We start from the raw sequence: 19,334 nt of genomic DNA, 5'->3' as shown, positions 1-19,334 counted from the left end.
ATATTCTAAAAAGTTATTTTTAGAAACACAGTAAGAACAAAATAGAATATAGGCGTGGGGCGTGGGGCGTGGGGCGTGGGGCGTGGGGCGTGGGGCGTGGGGCAGATAATAATGGGTATCCGGATTATCTGGTTGGTATGCGAGAGCGAAAGGTGGCCGACAAACTCAACCCACAACGGATTAGCTGGTTGATGGCTCGCTGAGTACGCTCACTTGCTAGAGAGCAGATACTTCACCAAACAGGCGATGCCCAGGACCAGTAGCAATAGTAGGGCAATTCCGATCACTGGCATTATCCAGCCCATCGCCCCCATCATCCCGCAATCTGGTAGTGTCGTGTTCATCGTGACAGGGCTCCCTGTGGTGTCCATGCCCAAAACCCGTGGTGCCGCCGCCCAGTGGCACCACGGTCGCGCTCATATCGTTCACCCGGCACAGCAGGACAACTGCGTCACATCCTTGGTGAAAGTCTGGGCACAGAGCTTGAGCCCTTCCACCATGGTCAGGTAGGGAAACAGCTCATTGGCGATGTCGTGTACGGTCATGCGTGCGCGTAGCGCCATCACCGCCGTCTGGATCAGCTCACCGGCTTCCCCCGCCACCGCCTGCACCCCCAGCAACCGGCCCGAGTCGCGTTCGGCCACCAGCTTGATGAAACCACCGGTGTCGAAATTCACCAGCGCACGCGGCACGTTTTCCAGGTCCAGCTCACGGGTATCGACGCTGAAGCCTTGCTCGATGGCCTCGGCTTCCGTCAGGCCGACGGTGGCCACCTGGGGGTCGGTGAAGATCACCGCCGGCATGGCGCTCAGGTCCAGGGTGGCTTCGCCCCCGGTCATGTTGACGGCAGCCCGGCTGCCCCCGGCGGCGGCGACATAGACGAACTCCGGCTGATCGGTGCAGTCACCGGCGGCATAGAGCTCCGGCACCGTGGTGTGCAGATGCTCATCGACCAGAATAGCCCCATGTGCGGTTTCCACGCCGAGGCTCGCCAGGTTCAGGGCCTCGGTATTGGGTGTCCGTCCGGTGGCCACCAGCAGTTGATCCGCCCGCAAGGTGCCGGCGTTGGTGTCGACAATGAATTCATTGTCGGTGTAGTCCACACGGCTCGCCTGGGTCTGCTTGAGGACCTCGATGCCCTCGCGGCGAAACGCCGCCTCCACCGCATCCCCTACCGCCGGGTCTTCCTGGGAGAGCAGGCGGCTGCGGGCCAGCACCGTGACCCGGCTGCCCAGCCTGGCGAAGGCCTGGGCCAGTTCCAGGGCCACCACCGAGGCGCCGATCACAATCAGCCGCTCGGGAAGAGTGTCCAGGGCCAGAGCACTGGTAGAGGTCAGGTAGGGGGTGTCGGCAAGACCCGGGATCGGCGGTACTGCCGGTCGGGCGCCAGTACCGATGAAGGCGCGGTCGAAGTGGACGACCTGCTCGCCGCCCTCGTTCAGCTTGACCATCAGGCTATGGGCATCGATAAACCGGGCCTCGCCGTGCAGGACAGTGATGGCCGGGTGGTCGCGCAGAATCCCCTCGTACTTGGCGTCACGCAGTTCCTCGACACGTCGCTGCTGCTGCTCGAGCAGCTTGGCCCGATCCACCACCGGCGCCTGGGCGCTCAGGCCTGCATCGAAGGGACTTTCCGTACGCAAGTGGGCAATATGGGCCGCGCGAATCATGATCTTCGAAGGCACACAGCCTGTATTGACACAGGTACCGCCGACGGTGCCGCGTTCGATCAGGGTGATCCGGGCGCCGCGCTCGGCGGCCTTCAGGGCCGCCGCCATGGCGGCGCCGCCGCTGCCGATCACCGCGATGTGCGGGGCGTCTTCATCACGGCCCTTGGACACCGATGCGCCTGCCGGGGAAGTGGGCCCACTGTTGGCCAGTCGAGCTTGGTAGCCAAGTCGGGTCACGGCAAACGTCAACGCCGAGGCCGGTGTCCCCGGATCAACGGCTACCGATGCCGTCCTCTGAGGATAGGATACCTCCACCGACTGCACGCCGGGCAGCTTCTCCAAGGCTTCCCTGACATGATCCGCACAGCGGTCACAGGTCATGCCGCTCACGTTGAGTTCAATCATCACGTTTCTCCGAGTCTTCATTAGTAAAGCCGGCATCCTGCTTCCGCTTGTGGTATCGCGCGTAGAGAGGTAAGCCGATGACGATGGCCAGGACGGCAAACAGCAGGTAATCGAGATAGCCTGCCAACGCGGCCAGGCCCGCCGTACCGAATAGCACCAGGGCGATTGGCCCGGCGCAACACAGCACCATCAACCCGGTGCCAAGCACGACGCTTATAAATTTCTGCGAATCTTTCACGCTTATTCCTTCACCGTGACGGACAAGCTCGTAAACAACTCACCCGATGACCGCGATGTGCAGCTGCTTGATGTCACTCAGGGGGCGTATTCCTTGATTTGATAGAGCCGTTGTCACAACAGGCGTCGAACTGCTTCTTACGCCAAATCGCATAAATGGTCAGGCCGATGAAGAAGGCCAGGGCCGGCAATAACACAACGTCGAGATAGCCCGTCAGCGCCGCCAGGCCCACCGTGCCAAGCAGGATCACCAGGATCGGCGTAAAGCAGCACAATACCACCAGGACGGTGCCGATCACGCTCACGCGCAGCAGGGTCTTGGGATTCTTCATGATCACTCTCGATCCGCTTGCGAGGATGTCGGGGTTGATGGATACCCAGCGTTGGTGGTGGCCTCGGTCAATGCCTCCACCGACGTTCGGGCGTCGTCAAAGGTGACCACGGCCTCGAGATCCGCGTAGCTCACGTCGACTTGCGAGACGCCGTCCACCTTGTTGAGGGCGGCCTTGACGGTGATCGGGCAGGCGGCACAGGTCATGCCCGGCACCAACAGCTTCACGGTCTGCAAGGCCGCTAAGGCGGGCGTGCTGAGCAGGGCGAGTAGCGCGATGAAGGCGAAACGAGCTTTCATGGTAGATCTCCTTTTAATAGAACAGGGGCAAGATGTAGGGGAATACCAGGGCGATTAGCACCAGCAGCGATACGAGCCAGAAGATCGCCTTGTAGCCCGTCCTGACCCGTGGCACGGCACACACCTCTCCCGGCTGGCACTTTTCCACTGGCCGAAAGACGCGACGCCAGGCGAAGAACATCGCCACCAGCGCGACGCCGATAAAGAGCGGGCGATAGGGCTCCAACGCCGCCAGATTGCTGATCCAGGCGCCGGAAACGCCCAGCGTGATCAGCACCAGCGGGCCGAGGCAACACGCCGAGGCCAGGAGGGCCGCGACTCCTCCGGCGGCCAGGGGCCCTCGCCCCGTTTTAGATGTCCGCATTGACGATTCTCCTTTCGGGATGGGGGGAGCTACGATAAGGTTACTTCCGTAGCTTGGTACGGAGTCAAGCATCATGAAGAGACATGCAGATAAAGTGGCGGACACCATGACCATTGGCGGCCTGGCCAAGGCGGCCGGCGTCAATGTCGAGACAATCCGCTATTACCAGCGACGAGGGCTATTATCGGAGCCCGAACGCCCTCCCGGAGGTATTCGACGCTATAGTGCCGCCGATATCGACAGGTTGACGTTCGTGAAAACGGCGCAGCAGCTGGGCTTTAGTCTGGATGAGATCAGTGACCTACTTCGGCTGGAAGATGGCGCCCACTGTCAAGAAGCCAGTGCTCTCGCAGAGCACAAGTTAGGGGACGTTCGCGAGAAGATCGACAGGCTTGAAAGAATTGAGAAGGTGCTGAGCGAAATGGTCGACAGATGCCATGCACAACAAGGCAATATCACTTGCCCGCTAATTGCGTCATTGCATGAAGGGCTCAGAGAAGCAGAAGACCCAAGGGAGTAACTCACCTTCAGTTCGTTGAAAACAACGCGGTCAAAGAGTCGCGATCATCTATGGACCATGTCGACAAGGAAAGTTTGCATGACTAGCTTGCCTGACAACATCCTTCACCTTCCCGAGTACCACGTCCTAGGCACCAAGATGGAAGAGCATGATCTCCACTACCAGGTCGAAGCTCCTGAGCCTCTAGCTTGCGAGGAATGCGGCGTTGAGAGTGAGTTTGTCAGGTTCGGCAAGCGCGATGTGGCCTATCGCGACCTACCCATCCACGGAAAGCGGGTCACCCTCTGGGTGGTCCGTCGCCGCTACACCTGCCGGGCGTGTGGAAGGACGTTCCGGCCAGCTCTTCCGGAAATGGTAGACGATCACCGCATGACGCGGAGGCTTTACAACCACGTCGAGAAGGAAGCCTTCAATCACCCCTACGCCTACGTGGCTGATACCACGGGCCTCGACGAGAAGACTGTCCGCGAGATATTCAAGAAGAAGGCTGAGTTCCTGGCAGCCTGGCATCGTTTCGAGACACCCCGCTGCCTGGGGATCGACGAGCTGTACCTGAACCGCCGCTACCGCTGCATCCTGACCAACCTGGAGGAGCGTACCCTACTGGACCTGCTGCCCGGTCGCCAGCAGGACGCGGTGACGAGGCGCCTCATGAGCATGACCGAGCGCCACCAGGTCGAGATCGTCAGCATGGATATGTGGAAACCCTACCGCCGTGCTGTCCAGGCGGTACTGCCGCAGGCTCGCATTGTGGTCGATAAGTTCCATGTGGTGGGGATGGCCAACGAAGCCCTGGAGAAGGTGCGTAAGGGACTCAGGAAGGATCTGAAGCCAAACCAGCGGCGGACCCTCAAGGGTGACCGGAAGATCCTGCTGAAGCGCGCTCACGATGTCTCAGATCGCGAACGGCTCATCATGGAGACCTGGACAGGGGCATTCCCCCAGCTCTTGGCGGCCTACGAGCACAAGGAGCGGTTCTTCCACATCTGGGACGCCACAACCCGGCGTGACGCCGAGAAGGCGCTGACTGCCTGGATTGACGACATCCCACAGGGGCAAAAGGAGGTCTGGAAAGATCTCGTCAGTGCTATCAGTGGCTGGCATGAGGAGATGCTGACCTACTTCGAGACCGACATCCCGATCACCAACGCCTTCACGGAGTCAATCAACCGGCTGGCCAAGGATAAGAACCGCGATGGCCGTGGCTACTCATTCGAGGTGATGCGGGCCCGGATGCTCTACACCACCAAGCACAAGAAGAAGGTGCCGCAGACCAAGGAATCCCCCTTCCTGGGCAAGGCCACCATGACCTACAGCATGGGTCTTCCCGAGCCTGAGAAAAACTACGGCGTCGATCTATCAACCTTCTGGAAGAGTTAAGGGTTCGAAGGAGCAAGGGGCTCCATCTACCACTTAATCCGGATACCCATAATAATCCACGAACAAAAACCCCGCTCAAGGCGGGGTTTTCTAGCTCACTAACATCAAGTGTTAGCGGCGAACATCAAGCTGGAATTAACCCAGAACTTTGATGTTGGAAGCCTGAAGGCCTTTTTTACCCTGAGTGACGTCGAAGGAAACCTTCTGGCCGTCTTGCAGAGTTTTGAAGCCGTCAGCTTGAATTTCGGAGAAGTGCGCGAACAGGTCGTCGCCATTGTCGTCCGGAGAAATGAAGCCGAAGCCTTTAGTGTCGTTAAACCACTTAACGGTACCAGTTGCCATGATCGAAATCCTCGATAAAGCTTAATGTAGAGCCGGGTAATACCCGAGTTGCAGTGGGTAGAACAAGAAACTTTCACCAGACTCAACGCTAGAGCGTTTCGATACTGCTGACAACGTTCGACTTGCTAACCAACTGCATTCAGCATGCGCTTAACCAAGCCGCACGTCAACACTATGATGAAAAAAAATGTCAATGCAATGAATTTTCTTTAAAAATCCATCCAGCGGCTTTTTCAGCGATCATTAACGTGGGCGAATTGGTGTTTCCACTGGTGATGCTAGGCATCACGCCCGCGTCCGCGATCCGTAATCCCACCACCCCAAGTACCCGCAATTTTTCATCCACCACCGCCATTGGGTCATCACGTTTGCCCATCCGCGTGGTGCCGACCGGGTGAAAAATCGTCGTGCCAATATCTCCCGCTAGCCGCGTTAACTCGTCATCGGTTTGATACTCAACGCCCGGCTTTACCTCTTCAGGCGAATATTTAGCGAAGGCAGGCTGTTCGGCGATACGCCGGGTTACCCGTAGCGAATCAGCCGCCACCTTGCGATCCTCCGGCGTGCTGAGATAGTTCGGCGAAATCGCCGGTGCTTGACGCGGGTCGGCGCTTTTCAAACGCACCGTTCCTCGGCTGGTTGGGTTCAGGTTGCATACGCTCGCGGTAATGGCCGGATACGGATGCAGCGGCTGCCCAAAGGCCTCTAGGCTGAGCGGCTGCACGTGATACTGAATATTGGGATACGGCTGATCGTCAGAACTGCGGGTAAACGCACCAAGCTGCGAAGGCGCCATGCTCATCGGCCCGGTGCGCTTAGTCACATACTCCCAGCCAATCCCCGCCTTGCCCCACAGCGTACTGGCAATAGCATTGAGCGTTTTGACATTACTGACACGATACACCGAGCGAATCTGGAGGTGATCTTGCAGGTTTTCGCCCACCCCAGGCAGGTCGTGCACTACCTCAATGCCGTGCTCGCGTAGATGCTCAGCAGGCCCAATACCCGACAGCTGTAAAAGGTGAGGCGAGCCAATGGCCCCCGCACACAGCACTACCTCTTTTCGCGCCTGCACGCGCTGGGTTTTGCCGCTGCGCACTACCTCTACCCCCGTACAACGAAGCGCTTGCGTATGATCGAAGCAGAGCCGGTTCACCTGGGTGGAGTGCCAAAGCGTTAGGTTGTCGCGCTTTAACGCGCTGCGCAAAAACGCCTTAGCGGTATTCCAGCGCCAGCCATCGCGCTGGTTCACCTCAAAATAAGCAACCCCTTCATTGCTACCCCGGTTGAAGTCGTCGGTGCGGGGAATACCCGCCTGCACCGCTGCTTCGGCAAAGTCATCCAACACTTCCCATTTCAGGCGCTGCTTCTCGACCCGCCACTCGCCGCCATGGCCATGAAAAGCACGGTGAGTCTCATCACCGTCGCTGCCTTCATCCAGCCGGTAGTGGTTTTCGTGTTTGATAAAGTCCGGCAGGCAGTTCTCCCAGCGCCACTCGTCGCTACCGGTAACCTCCGCCCAGTGGTTGTAATCCCGCGCTTGGCCGCGCATGTAGATCATGCCGTTGATGCTGGAGCAGCCCCCCAGGGTTTTACCTCGGGGGTAGATCAGCGAGCGGCCATTAAGCCCCTTGTCCGGCTCAGTACGAAAAAGCCAGTCGGTGCGCGGGTTATTGATGCAATAAAGATAGCCCACTGGAATATGGATCCAGTGGTAGTTATCCCGACCGCCCGCTTCGATCAGCAGCACTTTGTTTGCAGGGTCGGCGCTTAGCCGATTGGCCATCAGGCACCCTGCGGTGCCTGCGCCAACCACGATGTAATCAAATGCTTCTGCGGTGGGATAAGTGGTTGTATTTGTTGGCATGGGCTTGGCTCCCGTAACGGTCAGGCGCTACTTCGCCGTCGGCATCACAAACTCTGCACCCGCGTCGATGGAGTCCGACCAGCGCTGCATGATCGACTTCTGCTTGGTGTAGAAGCGCACACCCTCTTCGCCGTAAGCGTGGGTATCGCCAAACAGCGAGCGCTTCCAGCCGCCAAAACCGTGCCACGCCATAGGCACTGGAATCGGTACGTTGATGCCGACCATGCCCACCTGAATCCGGCGGCCAAATTCACGGGCGACGCTGCCGCTTTCAGTAAAACAGCTCACCCCGTTGCCAAACTCGTGATCGTTAATCAGTTGAATGGCGGTCGCCACATCCGGCACGCGCACGCATACCAGCACCGGGCCAAAGATCTCCTCTTTATAGATAGTCATCTCCGGCGTGACGTGGTCGAACAGCGTGCCGCCCATCCAGAAACCGTCAGCACAGCCCTCGCCCGCTTGGGTGCTATCAAACTCGCGCCCATCGACAATAAGCTGCGCGCCTTCTGCCACGCCCTTTTCGATGTACCCGGTGATCCGCTGATGCGCTTGGCGGGTCACGATGGGCCCCATCTCCGCATCCAGCTGCATGCCATCTTTGACTTTCAGCGCCTTAGCCCGCTCGGTGAGCATCGGCACGACTTTATCGGCCACATCGCCGACCAGCACGGCCACGCTAATCGCCATGCAGCGCTCGCCCGCACTGCCGTAGGCGGCGCCAATCAGCGCATCCACTGCTTTATCCAGATGGGCGTCTGGCATCACCACCATATGGTTTTTCGCCCCACCCAGTGCCTGCACACGTTTGCCGTGTTTGGCACCGCGCTCGTAAATCAGGTTGGCAATGGGCGTGGAGCCGACGAACGAGAGCGCCTTCACCTCCGGATGATCGATCAGCGCTTCCACGGAGTCCTTGTCGCCCTGCACCACGTTGAACACGCCATCCGGCAGGCCCGCCTGCTGCAACAGGTCGGCAATCATCAGCGAAGCGCTAGGGTCCAGCGGGCTGGGCTTGAGAATAAAGGTGTTACCGGCAGCAATGGCGATGGGGAACATCCACATCGGCACCATTGCCGGGAAGTTAAATGGCGTAATACCCGCCACTACGCCCAGCGGCTGACGCACGGTCCAATTATCAATGCCGGTGCTGACCTGCTCGGTGTAATCACCCTTTAATAGCTGGGGAATACCGCAGGCAAACTCGACAATATCAATACCCCGTGCCACTTCGCCCTGGGCATCGGTAAATACCTTGCCGTGCTCTTTGGTGATTGCTTCGGCCAGGGCATCTTTATTGGCGTTTAGCAGCTCCAGAAATTTGAACATGACCCGAGCACGGCGAATGGGCGGCGTATCGGCCCAGGCTGGAAATGCCGCCTGGGCGGCTTGCACGGCGGTGTCCACATCGGCGGCCGAAGCCAGGGCAACGCGGCCAGTGACCTGCCCAGTGGCAGGGTTGAAGACATCCTGGGCGCTGCCGGAGGCGCCTTCGCTGCGTTGGCCGTTAATAAAATGATGGATGGCGTTGGTTGTCATTGTCGCTACCTTTATAACAAAAGCTTAAGTGATCGGAGGATGATCACTAGACTACCCCGCCTAACAGGCCAAGCAATTGAGTAATTTTTAACCCAGATATAAGCTTTGCTAATAACATAACAATGAAGGTTCACCACCATGCAGGAGTACGCCACGCTGCGGGCCTTTGTGGCCGTTGCCCATACCGGCAGCGTCTCAAAGGCGGCCGAGCAGCTTCATTTGACCCAGCCCGCGGTTAGCCTAAAGTTGAAGCAGCTACAGCTGCATCTGGGCCTAACGCTGTTTACCCGCCGCCCACAAGGGTTAACGCTGACTGCCGATGGTTACGCCTTGCTACCGGCCGCTGAAAATGCCCTGGCCAGCGCGCTGGCCTTTGAGCAGAGCGCCAGCGCGTTACACAGCACGCTGCGGGGCAAGCTGCGCATTGGCACCATTGTTGACCCGGAATTTATTCGCTTGGGCGATTTTCTCAGCCGCTTGATGGCCCGCGCGCCACAGCTGGAAACCGAGCTTCACCACGGCATGAGCGGCAGCGTATTGGACAGCGTTGAGCAAGGGGAGTTGGATGTGGGCTTTTTTCTCGCCCCGCCCGGCGAAGGTACCGACAATAGCGCCCTGGCGTGGCGGGAGTTAACTCACTTTCACTACCACGTGGTGGCACCGCCGGGCTGGGAAGCCAAACTTACCGACACCCGCTGGGAGGCGCTTGCGCAACTGCCCTGGATTGTGACCCCCACCGTGTCAGCGCATTCGCGACTACTTAAGCGGGCGCTGGCCGCAAGCGGCGCGACCCCGAACCGTGTTGCACAGGTCGACCAAGAGGCGTGTATGCTGGATTTAGTACGTGCAGGCGTGGGCCTGAGCCTAGCGCGAGACGCGCTAGCCATGGCCGAACGCCAAGAGAGCGGCTTGGCGGTGGCAGACAACGTTCGCCTGCCCTGCGCATTAAGCCTGATCTGGCGCAGCGACCGCGCCACCGAGCCCACGATTAAAGCCGCACTAGACACCCTCGATACGGTGTGGCCGCATCGGCTAAGGTCGCTGTAAGGAAGCGGAACCTCTCGACACTAATGGACTCAATAACGAGCTTTGACTCGCCACCTCCACCGGAGTGTTTGCAATGATCCGATTTCCCAATATTCGCCCCTTAACCCTGTGCGTAATGGCCGTTGCCGGTTTTGCGAGCGCATCACTCCAAGCGCAGTCCAATGCAGAAGCCACCTTTGCCGGCGGCTGCTTCTGGTGCATGGAGCCTCCTTACGATAAACAGGTGGGCGTGAGTGCCACTATCTCAGGCTACATGGGCGGCGAGCTTGAAAACCCCACTTACGAGCAGATCTCCCGGGGCGGGACTGACCATATTGAAGTCGTACAAATCGAGTATGACGATAGCCGTATTATCGCTGATGGCAGTGACTTTTTCAGAGCTTCCGTAGTAATACGAAGCCCACTAGACTAAAAGTCTAGTGGGCTTCAAAGAACGCCTCACAGAGAGCGCGTAAATAAAACGACCTTTATACCCTTAAGTGTTTGTTATTCAGCCATTTGCTTAATACCCAAACACAGATACTTCAGCTCGGTGTATTCATCGATGCCATAGCGTGAGCCCTCACGACCGATGCCCGACGATTTGACACCCCCAAAAGGCGCCGAAGCGGTCGAGATGAGCCCCGTATTAATGCCCACCATGCCGTACTCCAGTGCTTCCGATACGCGCCAGATCCGTGACACGCTTTCAGCATAGAAATACGCCGCTAACCCATACTCCGTATCATTGGCCTGACGAATAACCTCCGCTTCCGTCTCAAACCTGAATACCGGCGCCAATGGCCCAAAGGTTTCCTCGCGAGCACATGCCATGTCAGCGGTTACGTCAGCCACAACTGTTGGCTCAAACCAGGTACCGCCTAAGGCGTGTCGCTTACCACCGGTGATTAAGCGACCACCTTTATCGAGTGCATCCTGCAAATGGGCTTCAACTTTCTCTACCGCCTTTTCAGAGATGAGTGGCCCCACCTCTACGCCTTCGGCGCTACCTTTACCGACACTCAGTTCACTGGTGCGCTGGGCCAAACGTTCAACAAATGCGTCGTAAACACCGCTTTGCACATAAATACGATTAGCGCAGACACAGGTTTGCCCAGCATTACGGAACTTACTGTCTAGCGCTCCGGTAACCGCATCTTCAATATCGGCATCGTCAAACACAATAAAGGGCGCATTACCGCCAAGCTCAAGAGACACCTTTTTGACCGTTGGAGCACAGGCAGCCATTAAATGCGCGCCCACTGGGGTAGAACCGGTAAAGCTCAGTTTGCGCACAATCGGGCTATCTGTCAGCACGGGGCCAATCGTTTTGGCATCACCAGTAACAATATTAATCACCCCGGCGGGAATGCCCGCTTGCTCGGCTAACGCCGCTAGCGCAAGCGCCGTCAATGGGGTTTCCATAGCGGGCTTAACGATAATCGTACAACCCGCCGCCAAGGCAGGCGCCACCTTGCGGGTAATCATGGCCGCAGGGAAGTTCCACGGCGTAATCGCCGCACAAACGCCCACCGGCTCACGGGAAACAATGATGCGTTTATCAGTCGCATGACCGGGAATAGTATCGCCGTATAACCGCTTCGCCTCCTCAGCGAACCACTCGATAAAGCTGGCCGCATAGCCGATTTCACCGCGTGCCTCTTTTAACGGCTTCCCTTGCTCCAAGGTCATCAGCTCGCCTAGCGCTGCCTCATTTTCCATAATCAGTGCATGCCAGCGTTTTAAAAGCTGCGAACGTTCCGCCGCGGTTTTAGCACGCCAAGCAGGCAGTGCGGCATTTGCAGCTTCAATAGCCTGACTGACTTGCTCCGCACTCAAGCTAGGGACATGGCCAAGCGTCTCACCGCTAGCAGGGTCGGTGACCGCGACACTACTGCCATCCGTTGCGGCCACCCACTGGCCGTTAATATACGCGTCTTGTTTAAAAAACGTTTGCTTGGAGATAGACATTATTTTTCCTTTCAAAGTGAAGGTTAGATAAGTTCTTGACGCCAACGTCGCTGTTTTTTGACCAGCGTAGATTGATCGATGCCCAATGCAGCGGCTGCCGCTCGGGTCGTACCATGGCGAGTAAGCGCCTGTTGAATGATTTGCTGTTCAAACTGCATTACCTGCTGGCGAAGATCACCACTCACGGGCGGTTGGCTAAACGGAGTGCTTGGGAATATCTCGTTCGGCAGTGCCGTTGCGGTTATCTCATTGTCTGAAACCGTGACGGATAAACGCTCGGTTAAGTTGATCAGCTCACGAATATTGCCAGGCCACGAATAGCTAGAAAGTAACTCCAACGCCTCGGGGTTCCAGACCCGTTCTACCCCATGCAACTGATTAAAATGGTCTAAGTAATAGTTCAGCAATGGAATCACCTCATCGCGCCGTTGCCGCAAAGGGGGCAGCCAGAGCGGCACCACGCTAATGCGATAAAACAGATCCTCGCGAAAAAGCCCTTGCTTGACCCGTTCATTCAAATCCTGGTGGGTAGCGGTAATCAGACGTACGTTGGCATGACGAAAAACCGTTCCCCCTACTGGCAGGTAGCGGTTTTCTTCCACCACTTTGAGCAGTTTCACCTGCAATGCGAGAGGTAAATCGCCAATTTCATCCAGAAAAAGCGTACCGCCATGAGCCACATCCAATAACCCCTGTTTGCCTCTAGGGGATGCCCCGGTAAATGCGCCTGCGGTGTAACCAAACAGCTCCGCTTCCAGCAACCCTTCAGAGAATGTCGTACAGTTAAGCTCCATAAAAGGTCCATCCGCACGGTCGCTTTGCTGATGTATATAGCGGGCCAACAGAGTTTTACCGGTGCCAGTTTCACCGTGAATCAGAATCTTCGCCGTTGTTTTCGCGACTCGACTGGCAAGCGCAAAGCAGGGCTCCGTTTGTTGGCTGGTGATCACCCCCGGCGCGCTTAGCGCCATAACCTCGGGCACTTTATATGCCTCGCGGATTCGCTGAATTTGCTCTAGCTGCTCTTGGGCATGTTTCGCCAGTAGCAACTCAGTGATATCCCGAACACTGGTAACCACATAAGCAATCGAGCCATCGGCACTGAACATAGGCGTTCCAGTGACCACGATCTTGCGGCTGTTGTGAATAGTCTGCGCCAGCGTAATCGGGCGGCGTTCACGGATGACTTCCAACGACGCGGATTTTGAAATAAACCCCGCTTTCACCAAATCCGCCATATGAAAGCCCACTACCTCAGCGCGCGAAATGCCGGTGATACGCTCATAGGCTTTATTGATCGTTACCGTAATACCGTTGGCATCGGTGATATAAACCCCGTCATGCAAAGCATCCAACAGTGAACGCATCGGCTCTTGGTCAAAACCAAAAGCATCTACGCTTTCAGCTTCCACCGGCGGTTTAATACCGGTGACACGGTAGCGAATACACTCGCCCACCAGCTGGCCCAACGCCGCCTCACATTGCGCCTTTTCGAGATCGGTACGGGTCAACACCCCAATCACCTGGCCTTGGGTATCAAAGACTTCCACCGCATCAGTGCCGTGTAAATCAAATAACGGCAGGGCGGCTTCCAGTGAAAGCCCCTCTTCGATCCGTTGCATAACAGTTCCTCTCACAAGCCAGGTCCACCGCCTAAGCGGTGAACGCTGGTTTTCCAACCTTTTTTGACGGTTAAACCACTATAAAGGCAGAGACTGTTATTTGCGCAATGGCACTTCCGGCTCAGGATCCTCGACGGGCTGGGATGCCTCATCCCAATCCTTAACGAAGGTTTTATCCACCTCCCCGGAGAAGAAGCGCTTACCGTAAATTAACACGCAAAGTAAAATGCCCACCCCAAAGGCCCAGGTAGCGCCCTTTATCACCAGCATGGCCGCGATAATGCCCGCGATACCCAAGTCCCGCTGGCTGCGCGCTTCCATAATGCCGATGCGCACACTGACATAGCCTTGAATCAACAGCGTCAGCGCCAGCGCAATCCCCAGAATAGGCTCCACCAGGCTCACGATCGGCAGCAACAACAGCCCCGTATTCGTCCCCCAGCGAAACGAACCAGAACCACCGAAGATAGAGTTCATCGCCGCTTTGCCCTGCTTATAACGCTCAACCGTTACCACATGCATCGCAGCCCAAAGCGGACCACACATCACCACATCAGGGCCAAAAATACTCATCCCAAAGTTACGCCCACCAAAAATCATATGAGCGCGGTTAGGGTTATAGTCAATTTTTTCATCCTGGCGCTTCTCATCAGCCTCTTCCAAAAGTGCCTTGCTTTGAAGCACATCGCCAAATAGCACAATGTAGGCCGCAATAACGGTCGGAATGGCCGTTAAAAACATCATCAACGGAGGTAAACCAACGCCAAATACCGTGTATTCACTGAACATCAGCGCGAAATCAGGCTGACTAAAGCCCCACTCAACGTCTGGCCAAGGCGCCTCACCAAACAGCGGAGCCACCACAATCGCCAGCACGATAATCGGGAAAATACCCAGTTTACCCACGGCACCCCACAGGCCGCCCTGCGCTTTAAGCTTGTTGAAATGGCGAGAGAAAATCAGATAAAACGCGACACCTACGGCAATCGCAATAGTAAAGGGGTACTGTTCAAAGCGGCCGCCTTCATCAAACACCACCACAATAGCGGCTAACCCTGCGCCCATAATGACCCCTGCTTTGATGGCAGAAGGAATGAGCCGCACCACTTTACTGGCCATACCCGTTACCCCCAGGCCCAGTGCCAGTATCCCCAACATCATCTGAAAGGCAATCAGCGCATGCACCCTGTCTACCCCCTCGGGAAAGGTCGACACATAAGCCATCAACAGCGGAATAGCAGGTGTGATCCACCCTGGAATGACAGGGTCACCCAACAGGTGATGCAGCAAATAAAGCAAGCCATTTAAAATGACGATGGCCAACGCCGCTTCAAACGGCATGCCCAGTAGCTGCATCATCAATGGGATCGCGGCAAGATCCACCGCGCACATCAAAAGCCCTTGCAGGTAATCGGGCAGTTCAAAACGATAATGGTAAAACGGCAGGCGTAGCTTAAACGGCCCTAGTGGTGTGTACGGGCTTTCTCCACCGTCAACGCGTTGCTTCCAAGCGCTCATGGCATGGACTCCTGTTTAAAGTTGTTAGTATTTTTGATAAACGTTTTGTCGTTATAGCGTTTTAATTAGCGACGAATTAATAAGCGGCGTGGTAAATCGCCTCAACATCCGCAAGCGTTAATACCCGCGGGTTATTACGCAGCAAACGTTCCACCTTAATGGCCTCGGCGGCCAACTCAGGAATGTCGGATTCAGGAATATCAAACGAGCGTAAACCGGAAGGAATCTCCACATCAGCACACAGCTTATGCATGCGCTGGACAACCGCTTGGGCGACAGCATCATCCGAAAGCCCAGCCACGGGTTCATCAAAGGCCACCGCAATGCCCCGAAAGCGCTCGACGCAGGCCAGCTTGTTCCACTCCATTACGAAGGGCAGTAGCAGCGCATTCGTCACCCCATGGGCCAAGTGGTAGCGCCCACCTAACGGATACGCCAATGCATGGACTGCGCCCACGCCAGCATTACCAAAGGCAAGGCCTGCCAGCAGGCTACCGGTGGCCATATCTTCACGGGCCTGGAGATTGTTGGGATTGGCAAACGCCTTGGGGAGCGCATGTACAATGAGGTTCATTGCCTTAACCGCCAATGCATCGGTAATCGGCGTGGCAAAGTTAGATAGATACGCCTCCACTGCATGGACCAACGCATCCACCCCGCTGGCCGCCGTCACAGAGCGTGGGCAACTCAGCGTAAGCTCAGGGGCGACAATCGCGACATCCGGTAATAAGCAGTCACTGACGATGCCCTTTTTCATCTGTTGTGCTTTATCCGACAGAATCGCGATATTGGTCACTTCAGAACCGGTGCCCGCCGTGGTGGGCATGGCGATCAAAGGTATTGTGCGTTGGTTAACCTTGTTCTCGCCAAACAACGCCTCCAGCGGACCTTCGTAGTGCGCATATACCGCTACACACTTAGCGATGTCCATGGCACTCCCGCCGCCTACAGCGATGACGCTGTCATGCTTGCCAGCATTAAACGCACGGGTACACATTTCGACTATTTCTACTTCCGGCTCGGGCGTTACCTGATCAAACACCTCATAGCTCACCTTTAGAGCCGTGAGCTGCTCAGTAATCATATCCAGCGTGCCAGAAGCCACCACGCCGCTATCGGTAACGATTAAGGGCCGCTGCATACCCAACGATTGAACATAAAGCTGCAACTGCTGTGCGGCCCCATGGCCGGTAATCAGCTTACCGGCGCTTTTAAAGCTACTCACTCGATTAAAGCTACTTAACTGCATATGGCGCTTCCTGTTAACTTTTATTGGTTGCTTTACCAGCTCGATTATCAAACCGAGAATAACGCTGGCCACTTTTTACCTAGCAAACGCCATGCCAACCAAGAAAAATTAACAACCATATGATTTAATTGACAAAAAAATTAAAGATAAAATCATGCAGGCATATGGGATGCAAAAAATCATCGAATAGCGACATTTTGATGACTTAATTCATCAACGTAACCACATATTGGCCCGAGCAAGGTAACTACGCCATTCAAACAAACATGCCAGATATCTTTATCGCTATGCGATAAATCATGCCCGAGCCAAGTCCGAAGATGCCGAGGGTACGGTTCCGGCTTTTTGACGGCACCATGAATACGAAAATTCTGATCGATTTCATGAAGCGATTGATTCGTGATGCCAAGCGGAAGGTCTTCCTGATCCTGGACAACCTCAAGGTTCATCACGCCAAGGTCGTCAAGGCCTGGCTGGCAGAGCATCGGGATGAGATTGAACCCAGATGAGTATCTGAACTGCGACCTCAAAGCCGGCGTACATAGCGGTACTCCGGCACGCAGCAGAGACCAGTTAAAGAGGAAGGCGATGTCTCACCTTCGGAAGCTTCAGAAGCTCCCGATGCGAGTCGCGAAATACTTCAAAGCCCCGTCAATCCAATACGCCGCATCATAGCTATTTTATTGCCGGGTTAATAATATCGACACCCTTAGCGAGCTGATCCGCGAATGCCGCTCACGCGGAGTCGCCTGGAACGACGCCGAATACTTTCTCGGCGATATCAACATTGCCGCGCCGATACGCAACGCTGCGGGTACTCCCGTCGCTGCCGTGCACATCACCACCCCTAGCAGCCGGTGGACCCTCGACCGCGCCCTGGAACAGCTCGCGCCCTCGTTAATGGAGTGTGCCCGCGCCATTACCAAAGCGGCCCGCATGCGTAGCTAAAACTATTGATTACGCCGAATATTTTTAGCATCACCTTATACCTCGGGGAAACAAAATAAACTTATAAAAATTCAATGAGAAATCGAAGGAACTGATTGATTAAATCAATGCCCGAAAGTAAGTACCTTTATTATGCAGAGGCACTCAGTTTGTACTAGAGTGGATTTGCATTAGAAATAGACTGGTCGATTAAACGCCCAGAAGCTGGACGTCATGACCCACACGTTGATCTAAAGATAGGAGATCTTATGAGCAACACCATTACGACAGTGAACCCGACCACCGGCGAAACGCTTGAGACCTACACGCTGATGGATGAAAGCCAGGCCAAGCAGATAGTCGAGGCCAGTCATGAGGCGTTTTTAGATTGGCGGCTCAAGCCGCTAGAGCACCGCGCCAAGGTGGTGAAAGCGATTGGCGAAGCCATGAACGCGCATAAAGAAGAGCTTACCGACCTGATGGTCAAAGAGATGGGTAAGCTGCCCTCGCAAGCGCGCCTGGAAGTGGATCTCTGCGTCGGCATTTGTGACTACACCGCCGAACATGGCCCCACCAAGCTGGCCGATGAAGAGCGCAAACCCGGCAACGGCGAGCGCGGTATTGTTACCTACTCCCCCATGGGCGTGATTTACGGCATTCAGCCGTGGAACTTCCCTGCTTACCAAGTGGTGCGTTACTCCATCGCCAATATTATGGCGGGCAACAGCGTGCTGCTAAAACACGCTGAAAACGTGACGGGCAGCGGCCTGCTGCTGGAAAAAATCTACCGCGAAGCGGGCCTGCCGGAAAACGTTTTCCGTACGCTGGTGATTTCACACGATGTATCCGACACCATCATCGCCCATAAAGCCGTGCGTGGTGTGACCCTGACCGGCAGCGACGGCGCTGGCCGCAAAGTGGCCGCCAAAGCCGCCGAGCATCTGAAAAAGACCGTACTAGAGCTAGGCTCCAACGATGCCTACTTGGTGCTGGACGATGCCGACCTGGACGTGGCGGTGGATACCTGCGTCACTGGCCGCGTGTTTAACGGCGGCCAAACCTGCGTAGCGGCAAAACGCTTTGTGGTCACCGAAAAGAACTACGAAGCGTTTAAAGAGCGCTACGTGGCACGCATGAAGGACTTAAAAGCGGGCGACCCGACCAAAGAAGATAGCGACCTAGGCCCGATGGCCCGTGTCGATCTTCGTGACGGCCTTCACAAACAGGTGGAAGAGAGCGTGCGTAAAGGCGCAAAAATCCTCTGCGGTGGCGAAAAACCAGAAGGTAAAGGGGCATTCTACCCGGTCACCGTGCTGGATAACGTCACCCCCGGCCAGCCCGCCTATGACGACGAGCTGTTTGGCCCGGTTGCCGCGTTGATTCGTGCCAAAGATGATGAAGACGCCATGCGCATCGCCAACGACAGCCGCTACGGCTTGGGCGGCGGCATCATCTCCAAAGACGTGAAGCGCGCCACCGAGCTTGCCAGCAAGTATTTCGATACCGGCATGGTGTTTATCAACGGCTTTGGTGTGGCAACGCCTGAAATGCCGTTTGGCGGCGTGAAAGATTCCGGCTACGGCCGTGAGCACGGCGGCTTTGGTATGCACGAGTTCGTCAACATTAAATCGGTGATTGTGGTGCAAAGCTAACACCGCCAAGCCCATCGGCTTACGATGGGCTAATCCATAAAAACGCCGCAGTGTCGTTTATGACCTGCGGCATTTTTTATGGGTAGCGTATTTTAAAAGTGGCGTTAGACGATTTTCTGCTGCCAACGCTGCCATAGCATCACTATCAGCGCGACCACCAGCCAGCTTACCAGCGCGGCAATCACATCATCCAACACAATGCCCAACCCACCGGTGACATACTCCGCTAAATGAATAGGCGGCGGTTTTAAAGCATCAAAAAAGCGGTAGACGCCAAACGCCAGGGCCAGAACCAATGGATGGCGAGCGGCTTTTAGCCCTAGCCCGGATTTCTCATAGTGCTCCAACAACCTTCGCAGACCAAGCCTGGTAGTGCCAGATCCGAGTGGTCATGGTCGAAGTTGGCGATTATTT

Annotated in this window: 21 protein-coding genes; 7 read left to right on the top strand and 14 right to left on the bottom strand. The window is 56.1% G+C overall.

Annotated features, from left to right (window positions below; genetic code table 11):
* Window positions 1-209: 209 nt before the first annotated feature.
* From BMY49_RS18045 to merT, 6 genes are all read right to left on the bottom strand, one after another.
* On the bottom strand, window positions 210-344 hold the full coding sequence (locus BMY49_RS18045) for a hypothetical protein (RefSeq protein ID WP_008957399.1): 135 nt from the start codon (window positions 342-344) through the stop codon (window positions 210-212).
* Between the two features lie 81 nt (window positions 345-425).
* Window positions 426-2,075 (bottom strand): mercury(II) reductase, encoded by a 1,650-nt coding sequence (gene merA, locus BMY49_RS11690; protein WP_089675643.1) that lies wholly within the window; start codon window positions 2,073-2,075, stop codon window positions 426-428.
* Complete coding sequence (merF, locus tag BMY49_RS11685; RefSeq protein WP_008957402.1) at window positions 2,068-2,313, bottom strand: mercury resistance system transport protein MerF; 246 nt, start codon at window positions 2,311-2,313, stop codon at window positions 2,068-2,070. Before merF (BMY49_RS11685) ends, merA begins: the two co-directional genes overlap by 8 nt.
* A 73-nt stretch (window positions 2,314-2,386) precedes the next feature.
* On the bottom strand, window positions 2,387-2,644 hold the full coding sequence (gene merF / locus BMY49_RS11680) for a mercury resistance system transport protein MerF (RefSeq protein ID WP_089675642.1): 258 nt from the start codon (window positions 2,642-2,644) through the stop codon (window positions 2,387-2,389).
* Window positions 2,645-2,646: 2 nt separating this feature from the next.
* Complete coding sequence (gene merP, locus BMY49_RS11675; RefSeq protein ID WP_089675641.1) at window positions 2,647-2,943, bottom strand: mercury resistance system periplasmic binding protein MerP; 297 nt, start codon at window positions 2,941-2,943, stop codon at window positions 2,647-2,649.
* Between the two features lie 13 nt (window positions 2,944-2,956).
* Window positions 2,957-3,307 carry a mercuric ion transporter MerT gene (gene merT, locus BMY49_RS11670; RefSeq protein WP_027965778.1) on the bottom strand — a complete coding sequence of 117 codons (351 nt, stop codon included), beginning with the start codon at window positions 3,305-3,307 and terminating at the stop codon, window positions 2,957-2,959.
* Between the two features lie 73 nt (window positions 3,308-3,380).
* Here merT and merR point away from each other — a divergent pair, with 73 nt between their 5' ends.
* Complete coding sequence (merR, locus tag BMY49_RS11665; RefSeq protein WP_006911920.1) at window positions 3,381-3,827, top strand: Hg(II)-responsive transcriptional regulator; 447 nt, start codon at window positions 3,381-3,383, stop codon at window positions 3,825-3,827.
* 78 nt (window positions 3,828-3,905) lie between these two features.
* Window positions 3,906-5,207, top strand: a complete 1,302-nt coding sequence (locus tag BMY49_RS11660; RefSeq protein ID WP_089675640.1) for an ISL3 family transposase — start codon at window positions 3,906-3,908, stop codon at window positions 5,205-5,207.
* Window positions 5,208-5,342: 135 nt separating this feature from the next.
* On the opposite strand, the gene BMY49_RS11655 is transcribed toward BMY49_RS11660, so the two are convergent.
* The 3 genes from BMY49_RS11655 to BMY49_RS11645 all read right to left on the bottom strand — a co-directional run bounded on the left by BMY49_RS11655 (window position 5,343) and on the right by BMY49_RS11645 (window position 8,955).
* The gene (locus BMY49_RS11655) at window positions 5,343-5,549 is read right to left on the bottom strand and encodes a cold-shock protein (RefSeq protein ID WP_054641278.1); all 207 of its coding nucleotides are present in this window, start codon (window positions 5,547-5,549) and stop codon (window positions 5,343-5,345) included.
* A 190-nt stretch (window positions 5,550-5,739) separates the two neighbouring features.
* Window positions 5,740-7,416, bottom strand: coding sequence for a GMC family oxidoreductase (locus tag BMY49_RS11650; RefSeq protein ID WP_089675639.1), 1,677 nt, complete (start codon window positions 7,414-7,416; stop codon window positions 5,740-5,742).
* Between the two features lie 27 nt (window positions 7,417-7,443).
* Window positions 7,444-8,955: a CoA-acylating methylmalonate-semialdehyde dehydrogenase gene (locus BMY49_RS11645; protein ID WP_089675638.1), complete on the bottom strand. Its 1,512-nt coding sequence runs from the start codon at window positions 8,953-8,955 to the stop codon at window positions 7,444-7,446.
* Between the two features lie 138 nt (window positions 8,956-9,093).
* On the opposite strand from BMY49_RS11645, the gene BMY49_RS11640 reads away from it, so the two are divergent.
* Both BMY49_RS11640 and BMY49_RS11635 read left to right on the top strand, forming a co-directional pair.
* On the top strand, window positions 9,094-10,002 hold the full coding sequence (locus BMY49_RS11640) for a LysR family transcriptional regulator (protein ID WP_089675637.1): 909 nt from the start codon (window positions 9,094-9,096) through the stop codon (window positions 10,000-10,002).
* Between the two features lie 73 nt (window positions 10,003-10,075).
* Window positions 10,076-10,414, top strand: a complete 339-nt coding sequence (locus BMY49_RS11635; RefSeq protein WP_089675636.1) for a peptide-methionine (S)-S-oxide reductase — start codon at window positions 10,076-10,078, stop codon at window positions 10,412-10,414.
* A gap of 74 nt (window positions 10,415-10,488) precedes the next feature.
* Here the strand turns inward: BMY49_RS11635 and BMY49_RS11630 are convergent, their stop codons facing one another.
* The 4 genes from BMY49_RS11630 to BMY49_RS11615 all read right to left on the bottom strand — a co-directional run bounded on the left by BMY49_RS11630 (window position 10,489) and on the right by BMY49_RS11615 (window position 16,341).
* A complete protein-coding gene (locus BMY49_RS11630; protein ID WP_054641476.1) occupies window positions 10,489-11,952 on the bottom strand; it encodes an NAD-dependent succinate-semialdehyde dehydrogenase in 1,464 nt (487 codons plus the stop codon).
* A 23-nt stretch (window positions 11,953-11,975) separates the two neighbouring features.
* A complete protein-coding gene (locus tag BMY49_RS11625; RefSeq protein ID WP_089675635.1) occupies window positions 11,976-13,574 on the bottom strand; it encodes a sigma 54-interacting transcriptional regulator in 1,599 nt (532 codons plus the stop codon).
* Between the two features lie 96 nt (window positions 13,575-13,670).
* Complete coding sequence (locus BMY49_RS11620) at window positions 13,671-15,092, bottom strand: hypothetical protein (RefSeq protein WP_058576845.1); 1,422 nt, start codon at window positions 15,090-15,092, stop codon at window positions 13,671-13,673.
* A gap of 76 nt (window positions 15,093-15,168) precedes the next feature.
* A complete protein-coding gene (locus BMY49_RS11615; RefSeq protein ID WP_058576844.1) occupies window positions 15,169-16,341 on the bottom strand; it encodes an iron-containing alcohol dehydrogenase in 1,173 nt (390 codons plus the stop codon).
* 356 nt (window positions 16,342-16,697) lie between these two features.
* Here BMY49_RS11615 and BMY49_RS17570 point away from each other — a divergent pair, with 356 nt between their 5' ends.
* The 3 genes from BMY49_RS17570 to BMY49_RS11600 all read left to right on the top strand — a co-directional run bounded on the left by BMY49_RS17570 (window position 16,698) and on the right by BMY49_RS11600 (window position 18,920).
* Window positions 16,698-16,850 (top strand): transposase, encoded by a 153-nt coding sequence (locus BMY49_RS17570; RefSeq protein ID WP_208596193.1) that lies wholly within the window; start codon window positions 16,698-16,700, stop codon window positions 16,848-16,850.
* A gap of 190 nt (window positions 16,851-17,040) precedes the next feature.
* Window positions 17,041-17,289: an IclR family transcriptional regulator domain-containing protein gene (locus tag BMY49_RS18180; protein ID WP_083024800.1), complete on the top strand. Its 249-nt coding sequence runs from the start codon at window positions 17,041-17,043 to the stop codon at window positions 17,287-17,289.
* Between the two features lie 248 nt (window positions 17,290-17,537).
* Window positions 17,538-18,920, top strand: coding sequence for an NAD-dependent succinate-semialdehyde dehydrogenase (locus BMY49_RS11600; protein WP_074210242.1), 1,383 nt, complete (start codon window positions 17,538-17,540; stop codon window positions 18,918-18,920).
* A 104-nt stretch (window positions 18,921-19,024) separates the two neighbouring features.
* Here BMY49_RS11600 and BMY49_RS11595 read toward each other — a convergent pair whose 3' ends face one another.
* The gene (locus tag BMY49_RS11595; protein WP_244154959.1) at window positions 19,025-19,267 is read right to left on the bottom strand and encodes a phosphatidylglycerophosphatase A family protein; all 243 of its coding nucleotides are present in this window, start codon (window positions 19,265-19,267) and stop codon (window positions 19,025-19,027) included.
* Window positions 19,268-19,334: the final 67 nt, after the last annotated feature.

This window comes from Vreelandella aquamarina (assembly GCF_900110265.1).
GTDB classification, from domain to species: domain Bacteria; phylum Pseudomonadota; class Gammaproteobacteria; order Pseudomonadales; family Halomonadaceae; genus Vreelandella; species Vreelandella aquamarina.
The sequence above is the reverse complement of the archived record's forward strand: the minus strand, read 5'-3'. Positions and strand labels throughout refer to the sequence as shown.